This window comes from Rhizobium esperanzae, assembly GCF_014197615.1.
In the GTDB taxonomy this organism is placed as follows: Bacteria; Pseudomonadota; Alphaproteobacteria; order Rhizobiales; family Rhizobiaceae; genus Rhizobium; species Rhizobium esperanzae_A.
The window spans coordinates 202616-218983 of sequence record NZ_JACIFY010000008.1 but is presented as its reverse complement, the minus strand read 5'-3'; the positions used below and the strand labels follow the sequence as shown (position 1 = coordinate 218983).

Sequence of the window (16368 nt, the reverse complement as noted above, 5' to 3'; positions counted from 1 at the left end):
ATGCTACTAAATTTGCAGAATAGAATTTTGATCGTGCTCCTATCAAATTATTATCATTCTAAATCGCGATCTAATCTACATATAGGTGATTAATCATCCGAGATTTATCTGTATTTTTATATCGCTATTTCGGCAGTTGCCGCTTTTTAATGCGTTTGGCTTCTGGGTGGATGCATGAGTAAGCTATTCGAATATTATTTCGAAATTTCCGATTTATGCTTCGGAATACGATGTATTTCTGATTTGTAATTAAGGACAATATTTGAATTTGCGAATTTTATTTGTTTCATTATTTGACTTGCCTGTGAATGTAATATAATCGCTGCAGTGCAGCATTGACTATGATCATTCGAGTATTCGGAGTTATGCTCATGGATGGGGCGACACAGGCATCGGATCGCAGGGCCGGCATCGGCAAGGTGGCGATTTCGGCGAACGGCGGCATTCATCTCGACCGCCGCATCGTGCTCGATGACGAGTTTCTTTCCTGCCGGTCGAGCGTCCGACGCTTCCGGCGCGGCGAGGTCATCGCAGGCGCCGGCGTCCTGATCGATATGTTCGCTCGCGTGCATACGGGGGTGGTCAGCGCAAGTACGATGCTACCCGACGGCAGGGAATTCATCGTCGAGATCATCCCGAAATCAGGCCTGATCGGCGAGCTCGAGGTTCTGCGCAGGCAAACGTTGAGCCTCGAATACCGAGCCGCTTCCAACTGTGAGCTGCATTTCTTCGAAGGCCGGCTGCTGCGCGACATGTATGCCAGCGATCCCAGCTTTCGCGAAAAGGTCTTCTCCAGGGCGCTGGCGCGTATTTCGGAGCTTGAACTGCGGATCATTGCGAATGCTGCGTCGAGCCTGCAGTCGAGGCTGGCCAGCACGCTGCTGCGGCTCTCCGCTGTCTATGGAAAAGACGCGGCAAACAGCGGGGACGAGCTGATCATCTCGCAAAATGATCTGGCCGCAACGCTGCCGGCGTCCCGCGAGAAGGTCAATCAATGCCTGCGGCGCCTGCGCGAAGGCAAGATCATCGACGGGGGGCAGGGCAAGATCCGCATCCTCAACCGAAAGGCGCTGGAAGCCTGTGCCAATGGCGCGGTTTCGGTGAAGTGATGCGCCCGTCGCTTTCCGAGGCCGTCCGATCCGTCGCAAGCGTCGGCCGTTTTCCCGGCCCGGGCAAGACGAAGATCGATCGCGTGGTCATCATCGACGACTACTCGGTGGCCAGAGGCGGTGCGACCGGCCTGGCGGTGCTGTCTGCCAAGCTTTTCCGCGGGCTCGATATCCCGGTGACCTATATTTGCGGAGACGACGCTGCCAATGCGGAACTTGTCGCACTGGGGGTCTCGATGGTCGGGCTGAACAGCCGCGATCTGCTGAGCGCCGAGCGTGCGAAGGCGTTCGTCACCGGCATTCACAACGGCGCTGCTGTCCGCATGGTCGCGAACTGGATTGCTGCAAAGGATAGCGCCAACACCATCTATCATGTACATGGCTGGCACCAGATCCTGTCTCCCGCGATTTTCAGGGCGCTGATGCCGGTCGCCGGACGATGCGTGGTTCACGCGCATGATTTCTTCACGGCCTGCCCCAACGGCGCCTTCTTCGACTACCAGGCGCAGGAAATCTGCCTTCGACGCCCGCTTGGCGGAAGCTGCATTGCAACGGCTTGCGACAAGAGAAGTTATTCGCACAAATTGTGGCGGGTCGCCCGCGGCTCCAATATCCTCCGGCTCTTGAAGGATCAGGCCGATTTCGGCCGGATAATCCTGCTGCACGAGAAGATGGCGAGCTTTCTCGTCGGTGCCGGCTATCGGCCCGAACGGCTGACGACGATCCGCAATCCCGTCGCGCCACTTTCGATCAAACGCATCGAGGCGGAGGCCAATGACGAGTTCGTGTTCATCGGACGGCTGGACGAAGAGAAGGGCGTGGAGGACGCCATAACTGCCACGCGCATGGCCGGCGTCAGGCTCTGCGTGATCGGGGACGGGCCGTTGATGCCGTTGGTCAGAGCGTCAGGAGATCACGTCAGGGCCGTCGGCTGGCAATCGCATGCAGAGATCGGCCCGATCATCCGCAAGGCGCGTGCGCTGTTGATGCCCTCGCGCTATCCCGAGCCGTTCGGCCTCGTCGCGATCGAAGCGGCCAGGAGTGGTCTGCCCGTCATCATGTCGCGCAGCGCCTTTCTCGCCGAGGAAATGGAAAGAGCGGGCATGGCGGTTGCCTGCGATACGGCAGATCACGGCGCTTTTGCCGATACTTTGACGCGATTCAACCAAATGCCAGGGCAAGAGGTCCGCGCCATGAGCGAGCGGGCTTTCCTGATGTCGCCGGACCTCGCCTCGACACACGAGGAATGGCGCGACGCGCTTCTTGCCGAATACCGCAGCCTGATTTCGGCGAATGCGGTTTCCGAGTTGACGGACAGTGCGGCGATACAAGGAGTATTCAGTTGACCCTTAAAGCAACAACCTCTCTTCCCGATGCGAGGGCATTTCTTGGTGATGCGCCGGTCATGGCAAAAAGACGGGTCGCCGAGGCCGGAAGCTCCGGCGAAACCGGGAAACTTCGGGTCGCCATCGTGCATTACTGGCTCGTTTCGATGCGCGGTGGCGAGAAGGTCGTCGAAGAGCTTTGCCGCATGTTTCCGCAGGCAGACATCTTCACCCTCGTCTGCAACCGCGATCGCATCAGCGACTTCCTGAAGACGCGCAACATCCACACGTCCTTCCTGCAGAAGATCCCTGGCGCACAGCGGCATTACACCAAGATGCTGCCGCTGATGCCCTTCGCGCTCGAGCAGTTCGATCTGCAGGACTACGATCTGGTGCTGTCCAGCGAATCCGGGCCGGCCAAGGGCATCATCACCCGCGCCGACGCTCTGCATGTCTGTTACTGCCATTCGCCGATGCGCTATATCTGGGACCAGTTCCATGTCTACCGCCATGGCCTTCCCTGGGTGGGCCGCGCCCTGATGTCGATCACCGCGCCCATGCTGCGCGCGTGGGACGTGACGACGGCCTCGCGGGTGGATACGTTCGTCGCCAACTCCGACTATGTCGCCAGCCGCATCCGCCGCTTCTACGACCGGGATTCCGTCGTTATCCATCCGCCCGTTGCGACCGACGATTTTGCGGTGGGCAAGGGGAAAGGCGAATTCTATCTCTATGCCGGACAGCTGACGACCTACAAACGGCCTGACATCGCTGTGCGCGCTTGCACCGAAGCAGGCCGGAAACTGGTCGTGATCGGCGAGGGCGAACAATTATCCTATCTGAAGTCGATCGCCGGGCCGACGGTTGAATTTCTCGGCCACCAGCCCTTCAACGTGCTGCGCGATCACCTGTCGCGATGCCGCGCGCTGTTGTTTCCGGGCACGGAAGATTTCGGCATTCTGCCGGTGGAAGCCATGGCCTCGGGCCGTCCGGTTCTCGCTTTCGACGCTGGCGGCGCCAGGGAAACCGTGTCGTCGCCGCAGGTCGGCTTCCGTTTTGCCGAACAGACGACGGAAGCCCTGCTGGAGACGATGGCGGCATTCGAGGAGGTCGAGGACGATATCGATCAGCATGCGATCCGCACGCACGCACTGAAATTCTCTTCCGCCGTGTTCCGCGATCGCATGACCAATCTCATCGAGCAACGGCTTTCCAACCATGGCGGCCGATCCGCCGAGGTCTTCGGAAGACGGTCGGGCTGAGGGCAGGGGCCGGAGCTGCCACGACCGCAACCTTCTCAACTCGCCGACGAGGAATATAGCAGATCATGTCAAGCGTATCTCAGAGGACGGCGACGGCAAGCATCTGGACGATCAGTGGAAAATTCCTCGCGCGGCTGCTCGATTTCGTCAGCCTGCTCATTCTGGCGAGGCTTTTGAGCCCGGCGGATTTCGGCCTGGTCGCCATCGCAACCTCGGTTCTCGTCATTGTCGAGACGATTCTGGATCTGCCGCTGACGCAGGCTCTGATGCGTCAGCCATCGCCTTCCCAAGAGATGTTTGCCACCGCCTTCACCCTCAGCCTGCTTCGAGGGACGGCCATTAGCCTGCTGATGATCCTTATCTCCTGGCCGATGGCTGTGATTTACGGTGATCCTCGGCTTTTTTCCCTTGTAGCCGTTCTCTCGATCGCGCCTGCCATGCGCAGCATGATCAGTCCGCGCATGGTGCTCTTCATGCAGCGTTTCGATTTCAAACGCGAGTTCGCGCTCGATCTCATCACCAAGGGATCGACATTGCTGTTCGGCGTGGGTGTGGCGGTGACGACAGGCAGCTATTGGGGGCTGGCGGTCGGCGCCGTGGCAGGCCCGACCGCGGCGATGATCACCTCCTACGTCTTTGCGCCGATGCGGCCGGCGTTCAGCCTTTCGGAATGGAAACATTTCCGGGATATGATCAGCTGGAACACCGTGTCGCAGGTGCTGAATTCGATCAACTGGCAGTTGGACCGGCTGCTGCTGCCGCGTTTTACCGGCCTGTCGACGTTCGGCGCTTTCAGCGTCGCCGACAATATTGCCGGGATTCCCTACCAGACCTTCGTCGGGCCGTTGCTGCGCCCGCTGATGGCGGCATTCTCCACCGTCGAGGACCGCCGCAATCTCGTCGCTGCCTATCTGAAGGCGACGAATGCGATCACCTTCGTCGCCGCACCCGTTCTCATCGCGCTCGCCATGCTCGCTGAGCCGACCGTACGCGTCCTCGTCGGCGAGAAATGGGCATCCGCCGCGCCGATCCTGCAATGGCTGTGCCTCGTCAGCCTGCTCGGCCTTCCCACGAACATCATGCCGGCATTGGCGATGGTTCTCGACAACACCCGTTCGCTCGCTTTCAGGATGTTTGCCGAGTTTGCCGTCAGGGTGCCGGTCACCATCCTGGGTATCGCCTATTTCCAGGTGGAAGGCGCGCTCGGCGCTCGGATCATCGCTGTGCTCGTCGCCTATGCCGCGTCGCTCGTCATCACCCGGCGGCTGATCGGAGCGAGATTGGTCGCGCAGCTGAATTCCTTTTGCCGGCCGCTGGCCGCAAGCTTGCCGATGATCGCTTTCCTGCTCTGGGTGCAGCCGATGCTCGCCCCCATGCCTGTCGGCTTCAATCTGATCGCCAGCCTCGCGCTTTGCGGCGGGACGGCAGCCGCGATCTTCTGGGCCTTCGCGCTGCTGCTGTGGCAGATCCTGGGAAGGCCCGACGGCATCGAGACCATCATCGTTCAAAGGCTGATGCCGCGGCGAAACGGGGTTCTCGTCTCATGATCGAGACAGCTGCAACCCGGCGATTTGGTTTGGTGTTTTCGGAGAAACGGAATGCGTTACGGAATATCTTCTAAGGCTTTGGGCCTGCTCGTCGTTCTCGGTCTGGGGGCGTTGCCGGGCCGGCCGAGCGTCGCCCAGGAACCGCTCAATATCGATGCATACCAGCTGACATTCGAGGAGAATTTCGACAGTCTCGACGTTTCTGCCTGGGGAGAGAAAAGCTCCCGCTGGATCGCTCATACGCCGTGGAACGGCGATTTCGGCGATGCCCGTTTCACCGATCCGGCTCCTGGGTTTCCGTTTACCACCGACCAGGGAATTCTGAAGATCGAAGCGCGCAAGGGGGCCGACGGTACATGGCGTTCGGGCTTGCTGTCGTCGGTGAACCCGAAGGGTGAAGGTTTCTCGCAGCAGTTCGGCTATTTCGAAGCGCGGATGAAACTGCCGCCGGGCAAGGGCGTCTGGCCGGCCTTCTGGCTCATCGGCCTCGACCGGTCGAAATACACTGCCGAGATCGACGTGCTGGAATATTACGGCCGCGCGCCCTATGAATTCAGCATGGGTTTCCATATCTGGCGTCAGAGCCAGGGCGGGCAGAACTCCACCGGCGGCTATTGGAACAAGGTCCAGGATGGAATTTTGAACAGCGATTATCACACCTACGGTGTCGATATCCAACCCGACAAGACGAGCTTCTATTTTGATCGTCAATTCCTTTGGAGCTTCGACACGCCGAAGGAGTTCCACATGCCGTTTTATCCGCTGGTGAATCTGGCGCTCGGCTCGGGCTGGCCGATCGATGAAACGCCGAACCCTTCGATTTTGCTCGTCGACTATATCCATGTTTACAAGCGGAAGCCCGTCGACGCTGCGAATTGCGCAAAGGACGGGTCGTCACCTATCCCTGGCGAACGAGGCTGAGGCCGGTTTGCGGGTCGAAGAGATGCATTGCCTCCTCGTCGAAGAAGAGGGTCAGTTTTTCATTGTCGCGGATCGGCGTGCGCGGCGGCAGGCAAGCCATCAGCCGCTGGTTTCCGGCAAGGCTGGTGACGACGAGTTCCGGGCCAGTCAGCTCGGCGACCTCGAGGGTCGCCTCGATCGACGGGCCGGCGCCATCGGTGCGAAGCGCCTCGGGACGGATGCCGAGGACGACGTCCCTGATATCGCCGGCGGTATCGCGAAAACGGGCGGGCAAGGGCAGGCTGGCATCCGAGCCTGAAAGCGCCAGGCGGTCGTCACGCACCGTCGCCTGCAGCAGGTTCATCGGCGGCGCGCCGACGAAGGTGGCGACATAGAGCGTTGCCGGATGATTGTAGATCTGCTCCGGTGTGCCCAGCTGCTCGATGCGGCCGTCGCGCATGACGGCGATGCGGCTTGCCAACGTCATCGCCTCGATCTGGTCGTGGGTGACAAAGACCACGGTGGTTTTCAGCATCTGGTGCAGCCGCTTGATCTCGGTGCGCATCTCCATGCGCAGCTTGGCATCGAGATTGGAGAGCGGCTCGTCGAAGAGGAACACCTCCGGTTTGCGCACCAGTGCACGGCCGATCGCCACGCGCTGGCGCTGGCCGCCGGAAAGCTGGCTCGGCTTGCGATCGAGGAGGTTTTCGATCTGCAGCAGCTTTGCAGCATCGCGCACCGCTTTGTCGCGCTCGGGCGCCGGAACTTTACGCATTTCCAGGCCGAAGCCGATGTTCCGGTGCACCGTCAGATTGGGATAGAGCGCGTAGGATTGAAAGACCATGGCAATGTCGCGGTCCTTCGGATGAACGCCGAGCACTGAACGCCCTGCGATGCTGATATCGCCGCTGGTCGCCTCGGCGAGGCCGGCGATGATGTTGAGCAATGTGGACTTGCCGCAGCCCGACGAGCCGAGCAGCACGAGGAACTCGCCGCTTTCCAAGGAGATGTCGATGCCTTTCAGCGTCTCGACCTCGCCATAGGTCTTGCGGATGTTCTGGATATCGAGTGCGCTCATCGCACGGGCTCCTGAAGCGATGACGGGATGCTGTAGCTGCGGGGCAGGGTGGAGATGGCGCGCGATGCGACCTCGGTTCCTGACGTGAGGCAGGCGGGCAGAGGCTTGCCGTCCGCGAGCGCGGCGAGGAAGGCGGCGTTGAAGACATCGCCGGCGCCGATCGTGTCGACGACCTTGACGACGGGTGCGGCCACCGACACCGGCAGGCCGTCCGGCCCGATCGCGACGGCGCCGTCCGGGCCGCGCTTGACGACGACGATTGCGCCTTCCGGCATATGCGACCGGATTTCACAGGCGGCCTCAATCGGGTCGGCGACGCCGGCAAGGGTGGTCGTCTCTACCTCGTTCAGCAGTGCGATGCGGCTGCGCGAAAGCCAGGCACGTGTCGCCGCGCAATTTTCTTCCGTCCAGCCGTCGAGCGGCCAGCCGGTGTCGAGCGCGACGGTGATGCCATGGCTGTCGGCCCAGTCGAAGAAGGCGTCATATTCCTTCGCCAGATCGTCGGTCAGGAAGGCGCCGCAGAGAAGCGCATAGCCGCCCCGGAGCCTTTCGCCGTCGAGGACGGCGAAGACATCCGCGAGGCTGAAGCGCGGCAGGTGGCCGGTCGTAGTGAAGAAGGTGCGCTCGCCGTCCGGATGGGTGATGCCGACCGAGAGCGTCGTTCTCTCGGGGCGCACCGGCCATTTCTCGGAGCGGTGGCCGAAGGCTTCGGCGAGCCAGCGGCCGAACTGGTCGCTGCCGATATTGGCGGCGATCTCGAATTCGATGCCGAGCGCCTGCCAGGCGAGCGCGCTGTTGCCGGCGGATCCGCCGACCCTGAGCTCGTCGTGGTCGACGATGATCTCCGTCCCGGCCTTCGGCCAGGGGGCAGCCGGTCCGAGGATCAGGTCGACGTTGACGTTTCCGATGACTGCAAGCGGCCGCATTCATTCGCTCCGGGTAATCTTGGTTGAACGGACCGGTGTTCCGGCATTCTCGACGCGGGCATCGGCAAAGGCGATCATCAGCCGCTGGGCGACGGGCAGTATGGCGAAGATCGCGGCAAGGCCGGTTGCCGGGGCGAAACGGATCGTCACCGCGCCGGCGACCGGTTCCTGCCCGGACGCGTCGAACAGGACGACCGGGGCGCCGGTTTCGACGGCGGAATTCGCCATGACGGTGACGAGACCGGCCGTCTCGTCCAAGCCGCGAAACAGCACGACGCCGATTTCAGGCCCGAGCATCTCCATCGGACCGTGGCGCAACTGGCCGCCTTCGAGCGAAAAGCAGGGGCGGCGCGACAATTCCGTCAATCCGAGCGCCAATGCCTCGGCGACACCCTGCAGCCGGCGGCCCGAGGTGACGACGGTCTCGACGTTTTCGAGTGCGGCGAGCGCGGCTGCGATGTCATGCTCTTCCGGCGCCTTGAGGACGGCAAGTGCGGTCGTGGGATCTTCGCCGAGGGCGGCGAGAATTGCCAGATGCAGGGCGAAGGTCACCGTCAGGCTGCGGGTGGCGGCAAAGGCAAGTTCGGTGCCGCCGCTGCCGACCAGCGAGGGAGCGGTTCTTGCCAGGAAGGAGCTGCTTTCGAGCGTCAGGCCGAAGGTGTCCTCCGTGCCGCCGGTCTCGTCGAACCAGCGCAGAACTTCGGCGCTTTCGCCGGATTGCGAGGTGACGAAGATCGTCCTGCCGGCGATCGGCAGTGGCTGGCCGAGCTGTTCGGAGAGCGGCAGGGCGATGGCATCGATGCCGAGCGCGCGGTAGAGCGGTTCGACGGCGCGGTTGACCGCATGCGAGCCGCCCATGCCGATCAGGAGCAGGCGGCCGGTTTTCTCAAGCGAGGCGGCGGCTCTCGCCGCCATCGGCCCGGCCGTTTCGTAGGAGGCGATCGCATCGGCGTGCTGGCGGGCCATTTCGCTATCGATCGCAGCAAGCCCCGTGGGCCGGTTTCTTTCTGTTGGCATGTTCATCCCTTGACGCCGCCACTGGTAAGCCCCGAAATCAGGGCGCGTTGCATGACGAGACCGATCAGCACCGGGGGCAGGGCGGCGAGCACGCCTGCCGTGGCGATCAGTCCGTAATCGGAAACGCGGCCGCCGGCGAGATCGGCAATGGCGACGGTCAGCGTCTTGGCGCGTTGGTCCGAGGTGAAGAGCAGCGCATAGAAGAATTCGTCCCAGGCAAGCAGGAATGCGAAGAGGCTCGAGGTCGCAACCACCGGGGCGGCGAGCGGCAGCGTGATGATCCGGAGCGTCTGGAACAGTCCGGCGCCGTCGATCATTGCCGCGGATTCGATTTCGCGCGGGATGGAATCGAAGCCGGATTTCATCAGCCAGGTGGTGAAAGGCGCGAGGATCGTGAGATAAACGAGAGCGAGGCCGAAGACATTGTTCAGCATGCCGAGATGGGAGAGGCCCATATAGAGGGGTACTGCGAGCGCCACCGGCGGCAGCATGTAGGTGGCGATCACCATCGACAGCGACCAGCCGACGGAAGGCGTGCGCGACACGGCCCAGCCGGCCGGAATGGCGAGTGCGATGGCGGCGATCGTCGCCATGCCGGCCACCTCGATGCTGTTGCGCAGCGATGAGGTGAAGGCGGCGCCGGCGCTGTTTTCGAGCGTCGACAGCAGCATCTGGTATCGCGAGAAATCGACGGCCTGCGGCCACCAGCGCAGCGGCTTGGCGGCAAGGTCGGCGGCCGGCGAGATGCTCATGATGAAGAGCCACAGGATCGGCGCCAGGATGACGGCGGCAAGCAGCAGCGCCGAGAGGTGAATGAAGACTGAGAAGAGCAGGCTCCGGCGTTCCATCAGGCAGCACTCCCAGCGGTCTTGCGTACCAAAGCGGCGTAGCCGGCGGCAAGCAGCGTCACCAGCAGCGTGACGATCAGGGCGAGCGATGCGCCCGAGCCCGCGCGCTGGAAGGAGAAGGCTTCCTGGTAAACGAGGATAGACAGCGTGCGTGTGCTGTTCGCCGGCCCGCCACGGGTCATGACCCAGATGATGTCGAACACCTTGAAGGCTTCGATGGTGCGCAGCACCAGCGCCACCATCAGTGGGCCGGCGAGATAGGGCAGGATGACGAAGCGGAAGCGGGCGAAAGGACCGGCGCCGTCGACGAGCGAGGCGGCGGTGATGTCGCGCGGCACGGCCTGGAGTGCGGCGAGCGCGATCAGCGCCACCAGCGGGAAGTTCTTCCAGCAGTCGGCGACGATGAGGGCAGCGAGCGCCGTGCCGGGTTCGCCGAGCCAGGACCGATAGGCATCGAGCAGGCCGAACTGCGTCAATGCAGCGTTCAGCGCGCCGTATTCCGGATTGTAGATCAGCCGCCAGAGCGTGGCGTTGACGACGGTCGGCAGCGCCCAGGGCAGGATCATCAGGGCGCGCAGCGCGGTGCGGCCGCGAAATTGCTGGTTCAGCAGCAGGGCGGCGAGGACACCGATCACCATTTCAGCGGCGACCGAGACGATCGCGAACCAGGCGGTGGTGATCAGCGTACGCTGGAAATTCGAGCCGGAGAGCATCTTCACGTAATTGTCGATGCCGACGAAGCTGCCCGCGGTGCCGACGAGCTTGGCATCGGTGAAGGAGAGGCCGACGGTATCGACGAGAGGCCAGCCGATCACCGAGATCATGACCACGAGAAGCGGCAGCATCAGAAGCCACGCGCGGGTTGTCAGCCAAGTACCCGACATCGAGGCGACCCTTTTCATTCATAGGTTCTGGAGACCGGGCGGCGGCGGCCGCCGCCCGGGGTTCATGCCGGGCTCAGAGGCCGCTGTTTTCGGCGGCCGATTTCAGCGCATCCTCGGGAGAGGACTGGCCGAGTAGCGATTCCTGGATCGCCTGCTGCAGCGCGGTCGACAGCTCCTGATATTTCGGCGTCGTCGGGCGCGGATACATGGCGGCGAGGCCGACCTTGGCAGCGGAAATCAGCTCTTCCTGGCCCTTGGTGACAGTGGGGTCCTCATAGGAAGAGGCCCAGATCGGCAGGCTGAGCTTGGCATAGGCGTTTTGCGTTGCCTGCGAGGTCATGAAGCTAATGTATTTCCAGGCCTCGTCGGGATGCTGGCTGGCGGAGGTGATGCCGAGGCCCATCGAGCCGTTGACGGCGGAAGCCTGACTTTTACCGGCAACACCCGGTGCCGGCACGACGCCGACTTTGCCTGCCACCTTGCTGTCTTTCGGGTCGTTGGCCATGTTGTACATGTAGGTCCAGTTCAACGCGAAAGCGGCATCGCCGTTTTCGAAGACCTTGCGGACGTCCTCTTCGAGGAATTCCTTGGAATTCGGATTGGTCAGGCCTGAGGCATAGCTCCCGACCATGTATTTCAGCGCGTCGAGGCCGCCGCCGGTCTGGAAGGCCGGCTTGCCGTCCTTGAGGAAATCGCCGCCATAGGCGCTGACGAGTGTGGTGTAGTCGCAGATCGCGGCTTCCGCCTGCGACCAGCTCCAGGCGATCGGGGTGGCGAGCAGGCCCTTGTCCTTGATCGTCTTTGCCTGCTCGGTCAGTTCGTCCCAGGTCTTCGGTGGCGCCTTGATGCCGGCCTTTTCGAGGATTTCCTTGTTGTAGAACAGGTATTTGGTGTCGAGGATCCACGGCATGCCGTAATATTTGCCGTCGTACTGCACGGTGGTCCAGGCGCCCGGCAGCACGCCCTTCTTCATCTCGTCGGTGACGCGCGAGGAGACGTCGACCAGCACCTTATTGGTGGCGTATTCGGCCGGCCAGATGACGTCGAAGAGGACGACGTCGTAACCGCCGCCGGAACCTTGCGCCAGCACCGTCTTATCGTGCAGGCCTTCATAGGGAACGAATTCGAGATTGACCTTGATATCGGGGTTCGCCTTGGCGAAGGCGTCGGTCATGGCGCGCACATCGGCCTCGCTGTAAGCGGCCTGCGCCATGAAAAGCGCGTTCAGCGTCGTCTCGGCGAAAGCATGCGGCGCAAGCGATGCGCCGATCAAGGCCGCACCCAGAAGCGTCTTGGTAAGGGATTTCAGCATTGCAGCCTCCAGTTTTGTGACATTTACGCATTGCCGAGGGCGGCCCTCCCGCCATCGGTCTTCGAGAAGGCACGTAGGGGAACGTGCCGATTGTCGTCTCGGAGCGTCGTCGGGGCCTTATCCTGCCTCCTGCGTTCCCTGGAACTCTCCGGTCCCTTATTAAGTCAATTGTCTTGACTTATTACTTCTTCAACATTCTAGTGGAGTCAAGAGGCAATTGCACATGAACGACATCAGGCCGATCCGGGCCAAGAGCGGCACCAATCACGAAGGCACCAGCGCGCATAACCGGCGCGTGATGATTGATGCCTTGAGGATGAACGGTGCGCTTTCACGCGCGGATCTGGCGCGGGCGACATGGCTGACCAAGCAGACGGTGTCGAATATCATCGAAGAACTCGAGCGCGACGGTCTCGTCCGTTCGCAGGCAGCGGTGCGCAAGGGCCGCGGCCAGCCCTCTACGCCCTATGGGCTCGTTCCCGAGGGCGCCTTCGCGATCGGCCTGCAGATCGACCGGCATGTGACGCGGGCCGTCGCGGTCGATCTCGTCGGCAGTGTTCTCGTGCGTGATGAGGCGGGCCTGCCCGCAGGAGGCCCGTCGGAAGGGGCGAAGGTCATCCTCGATCTCGTTGCCGGCGTGCGTGCAAAACTTGCCGGAATCGTCCAGCAGTCGGAAAAGCGGCTGGTCGGCCTCGGCATCGCGATGCCCGGCCCCTTCGGCGTCGCCGGCAGCGGTGACGACCCCTGGATGATGGAGGCCTGGCAGAAGTTTCCGCTGTTGGAAACGCTGACCGCCGGCACCGGGCTCGATGTCGGCCTGCAGAACGATGCGGCTGCGGCGGCGACCGCCGAGCGCATGGTGGGAGCCGCCCATGGCCTCGACCATGCCGTCTGTCTCTTCGTCGGTTACGGCATCGGTGCCGGCCTCATTCTGAATGGCGAACTCTACCGCGGCGCCAACGGCAATGCCGGCGAGATCGGCATGGCGCTGTTGTTTGCCGACGGTAAATCGACGCCGCTCGAACATCGTGCCTCGCTCGCCTCGCTCTACCAGTACCTGTCGATCGATCCGGCCGATGCCGATCTGCACGCGCAGATCAGCAACCTTGTCTCCAGGGGCGACCAAAGCATTGAGAGCTGGATCGCAGCGGCGGCGGCGGACCTGCGCTGGAGCATCCATCTCATCGAAACGATCTTCGATCCGCAGACAGTGATCCTCTGCGGCAGCGCCCCGGAGGCCCTGGTGAACCGGTTGATCGCGGCCATCGGCCCTTTGCTGCCCTCGATCGCCGAACGGCGTGGCCGGACGCTGCCGCGCCTGCAGCCCGGCATGGCCGATCCCTGGTCGGTGGCGCTTGGGGCTGCCGCCGGACCGATCAGTCGCGCATTCGATCCGCATTTTGCTGCAATTTTGAAGGATTCCCTCTGATTCAGGGGCTGAAACCGAGCGTTGCACAGCAGTGCAAGAGCTGAAAAATGGCGCTTCTTCGTAAGTGTCAAGCAACGATATCGGCGAATAACGACAGGCTGTCGCAATATAGGCAAATATTGAAAACCCTTGAAAATTATATTTATTCGAATATAAATATGAATGTTCGGCAGTGCGCTGGGGGTGGCTGGTGAGACTTCTCCAAATATAGTCTCGGCCGTGGCAAATAATATCCAAATGAAGGTTTTGTGACGGCACGGTTTCGATCGTTGCATGTCATGTAATATTCATTGGCCGCGGCAATTTGAACCAGTTAATAGGGCGTGCGCTGAAAGTGCGCGTCCTTTTTACGTTCGAGGTTCTCATGCAAGCCAAGCTTCTCGGCGCCGTCGGCGCCCTTCTCGCTACAGCGTTTCTTGCCGGTCCCGCTGCCGCCGCCGATAAGACCAAGATTGACTTCTGGTTCGGCAATTCCGGTGACATCGCAAAGCGTGTCCAGGAACAGTGCGATCGCTTCAATCAGTCGCAGGCCGATTACGAAGTCGTCTGCACCAGCCAGGGCAGCTATGACGCTTCCCTGCAGAACACCATTGCCGCTTTCCGCGCCGGCAAGCAGCCGACCATCGCCCAGGTCTCCGACGCCGGCACGCTCGACATCATGCTTTCCGGCGCCTTCTATCCGGCAAACAAGCTGATGGCCGACATGGGCTACACGGTCGACTGGAAAGATTACTTCTCCGGCATCGCAAACTATTATGCGACGTCCAAGGGCGAGATGTATTCCTTCCCCTTCAACTCGTCGACCGCTCTGCTCTATTGGAACAAGGACGCCTTCGCCAAGATCGGCAAGGACCATGCTCCGGCCACCTGGCAGGAAGCCGGCGAAGACTTCAAGGCTTTGAAGGACGCCGGCTACGCTTGCCCGCTCGCCTTCGACATCTCCAACAACGAAGTCTGGCAGTACATCGAGCAGTTCGAAGCCGTCAACGGCGAAGCGATTGCGACGAAGAAGAACGGCTTTGAAGGCCTCGACGCCGAACTGACGTTCAACAAGAACCCGCTTCTCGTCAGCTACATCAAGGACCTCAAGTCCTGGTACGACAACAAGCTTGCCTTCATCAAGAACAAGGCCGTCGGCCAGACCTTCGTCGAAGCCTTCGCCGCCGGCGATTGCCAGGTCATCCTGACCTCGGTCGGCGACCACGGCAACATCGGCCGCACCGCCAAGCAGGGCATGAACTGGGGCGTTGCGATGCTCCCGACCTATGGCAATGCAACACGTCACAGCTCCTATGTCGGCGGTGCCTCGCTCTGGGTTCTGCAGGGCCACAGCGAAGCCGAATACAAGGCTGCCGCCGCCTTCTTCAACTTCATCGCCAAGCCGGAAGAAGCGCTGACCTGGTCGACCGTGACCGGCTATATCCCGGTTCGTAACTCCGGCTTCGAATATCTGAAGAAGCAGGGCTTCTATGACAAGGCCCCCTATGCCGGCCGTGAACTCGCCATTCAGAGCCTGACCGCATCGCCTGCCGACGATACGGCTCCGCACGGCGTCCGCCTCGGCGGCCTGCTGCAGGTCCGCACCGAAATCGCCAACGGCCTGCAGGCGATCTTCGTCAACAATGCCGATGTCCAGGCTTCGCTCGACGGCGCCGCCGAACGCGGCAACCAGCTGCTGCGCCGCTTCCAGCAGACCTACAAGAACGTTCAGCTTCCCTGATCGGCTGATATGAACCGCACCCGGCCGCCTTGCGCGCGCCGGGTGCGGCTTGTCCACTCATACGGCCGCGGAGGCGAATTCGCCGCCCGCGCCTAACAAAACCAGGCCGAAAACGACCACCCATGGAAAAGCGCGTCACTTTCTCCTCGACGACGATCGGATTGCTCTTCGCGTTTCCGATGCTGCTGCTGATCTTCGTCTTCTTCTATTGGCCGAGTGCGCAGGCGCTCTATTGGGCGTTCACGCTCGAGCAACCATGGGGCGGCGGCAATGCCTGGGTCGGTTTCGACAATTTCAAGCAATTGCTCGGCGATCCGATCTATTGGGAGTCGATCACCCGCAGCATGATCTTCGGCTTCAGCTCGACGGCGATCGCCATGGGGATGGCGCTGATCCTGGCGCTCCTGACGGATCGTGAGCTGCGCGGTCATAAAATCTATCGGTCGGTCTTCATCTGGCCCTACGCGATTGCCGCTCCGGCTCTCGGTCTTGCCTTCCGCTTCATTCTGGCGCCCGAGGCCGGCCTCCTGTCTGTTATCAACCATGTCTGGCCCGGTCTCTGGAACCCGGCGCTCGACGGCAAAGACGCAATGATCGCCGTGATCATCGCCTTTTCTTGGAAATATATCGGCTATAATTTCATCTTCTTCCTGTCGGCGCTTCAGGGCATTCCACGTTCGCTGATCGAGGCCGCCGCCATGGATGGCTCCGGGCCGTTGCGCCGCATGTGGGATCTCCAGCTGCCGCTGTTGACGCCGACATTGTTTTTCCTGCTCGTCATCAACATTACCGAGAGCTTCCAGGATTCCTTCGGCATCGTCGACGTCATGACCCAGGGCGGGCCGGCACGGGCGACGGAGCTCATGGTCTACAAGATCTATTTCGACGGCTTCAGGGGGCTCGATTATTCGGGCGCGGCCGCCCAGTCGATTATCCTCATGGCGCTCGTCGTCCTTCTCACCATCTTCCAGTTCCGCTTCATCGAGCGGCGCGTGCACTACAAGTGAGGTC

The 16368-nt window shown here is 61.7% G+C and carries 14 protein-coding genes; 8 read left to right on the top strand and 6 right to left on the bottom strand.

Annotated features, from left to right (window positions below; translation table 11 throughout):
• The first annotated feature begins 371 nt into the window (after window positions 1-371).
• The 5 genes from GGD57_RS13345 (at window position 372) to GGD57_RS13325 (ending at window position 6164) form a co-directional block, all read left to right on the top strand.
• The gene (locus GGD57_RS13345) at window positions 372-1109 is read left to right on the top strand and encodes a Crp/Fnr family transcriptional regulator (protein WP_184470373.1); all 738 of its coding nucleotides are present in this window, start codon (window positions 372-374) and stop codon (window positions 1107-1109) included.
• Complete coding sequence (locus GGD57_RS13340; protein WP_184470371.1) at window positions 1109-2455, top strand: glycosyltransferase family 4 protein; 1347 nt, start codon at window positions 1109-1111, stop codon at window positions 2453-2455. Before GGD57_RS13345 ends, GGD57_RS13340 begins: the two co-directional genes overlap by 1 nt.
• Window positions 2452-3696, top strand: a complete 1245-nt coding sequence (locus GGD57_RS13335) for a glycosyltransferase family 4 protein (protein WP_184470369.1) — start codon at window positions 2452-2454, stop codon at window positions 3694-3696. The genes GGD57_RS13340 and GGD57_RS13335 overlap by 4 nt, the downstream gene beginning before the upstream one ends.
• Before the next feature lie 65 nt (window positions 3697-3761).
• Window positions 3762-5243: a lipopolysaccharide biosynthesis protein gene (locus GGD57_RS13330; RefSeq protein WP_184470367.1), complete on the top strand. Its 1482-nt coding sequence runs from the start codon at window positions 3762-3764 to the stop codon at window positions 5241-5243.
• A 51-nt stretch (window positions 5244-5294) separates the two neighbouring features.
• The gene (locus GGD57_RS13325; protein ID WP_184470365.1) at window positions 5295-6164 is read left to right on the top strand and encodes a glycoside hydrolase family 16 protein; all 870 of its coding nucleotides are present in this window, start codon (window positions 5295-5297) and stop codon (window positions 6162-6164) included.
• Here the strand turns inward: GGD57_RS13325 and GGD57_RS13320 are convergent.
• The 6 genes from GGD57_RS13320 to GGD57_RS13295 all read right to left on the bottom strand — a co-directional run bounded on the left by GGD57_RS13320 (window position 6142) and on the right by GGD57_RS13295 (window position 12208).
• Window positions 6142-7221, bottom strand: coding sequence for an ABC transporter ATP-binding protein (locus GGD57_RS13320; protein WP_184470363.1), 1080 nt, complete (start codon window positions 7219-7221; stop codon window positions 6142-6144). The two genes, GGD57_RS13325 and GGD57_RS13320, sit on opposite strands and share 23 nt — an antisense overlap.
• A complete protein-coding gene (locus tag GGD57_RS13315; protein ID WP_184470361.1) occupies window positions 7218-8147 on the bottom strand; it encodes a PfkB family carbohydrate kinase in 930 nt (309 codons plus the stop codon). The genes GGD57_RS13320 and GGD57_RS13315 overlap by 4 nt, the downstream gene beginning before the upstream one ends.
• Entirely contained in the window at window positions 8148-9170 is a 1023-nt protein-coding gene (locus GGD57_RS13310; protein WP_184470359.1) for an SIS domain-containing protein, read from the bottom strand.
• Complete coding sequence (locus GGD57_RS13305; RefSeq protein ID WP_184470357.1) at window positions 9167-10012, bottom strand: carbohydrate ABC transporter permease; 846 nt, start codon at window positions 10010-10012, stop codon at window positions 9167-9169. The genes GGD57_RS13310 and GGD57_RS13305 overlap by 4 nt, the downstream gene beginning before the upstream one ends.
• Window positions 10012-10896 carry a carbohydrate ABC transporter permease gene (locus GGD57_RS13300; protein WP_184470355.1) on the bottom strand — a complete coding sequence of 295 codons (885 nt, stop codon included), beginning with the start codon at window positions 10894-10896 and terminating at the stop codon, window positions 10012-10014. The genes GGD57_RS13305 and GGD57_RS13300 overlap by 1 nt, the downstream gene beginning before the upstream one ends.
• Window positions 10897-10969: 73 nt before the next feature.
• Window positions 10970-12208 (bottom strand): extracellular solute-binding protein, encoded by a 1239-nt coding sequence (locus GGD57_RS13295; protein ID WP_184470353.1) that lies wholly within the window; start codon window positions 12206-12208, stop codon window positions 10970-10972.
• A gap of 223 nt (window positions 12209-12431) precedes the next feature.
• On the opposite strand from GGD57_RS13295, the gene GGD57_RS13290 reads away from it, so the two are divergent.
• From GGD57_RS13290 to GGD57_RS13280, 3 genes are all read left to right on the top strand, one after another.
• Window positions 12432-13637 carry an ROK family transcriptional regulator gene (locus GGD57_RS13290; RefSeq protein ID WP_184470351.1) on the top strand — a complete coding sequence of 402 codons (1206 nt, stop codon included), beginning with the start codon at window positions 12432-12434 and terminating at the stop codon, window positions 13635-13637.
• 364 nt (window positions 13638-14001) lie between these two features.
• Window positions 14002-15357 (top strand): extracellular solute-binding protein, encoded by a 1356-nt coding sequence (locus GGD57_RS13285; RefSeq protein ID WP_184470349.1) that lies wholly within the window; start codon window positions 14002-14004, stop codon window positions 15355-15357.
• Window positions 15358-15479: 122 nt separating this feature from the next.
• Entirely contained in the window at window positions 15480-16364 is an 885-nt protein-coding gene (locus tag GGD57_RS13280) for a carbohydrate ABC transporter permease (protein WP_064828319.1), read from the top strand.
• Window positions 16365-16368: the final 4 nt, after the last annotated feature.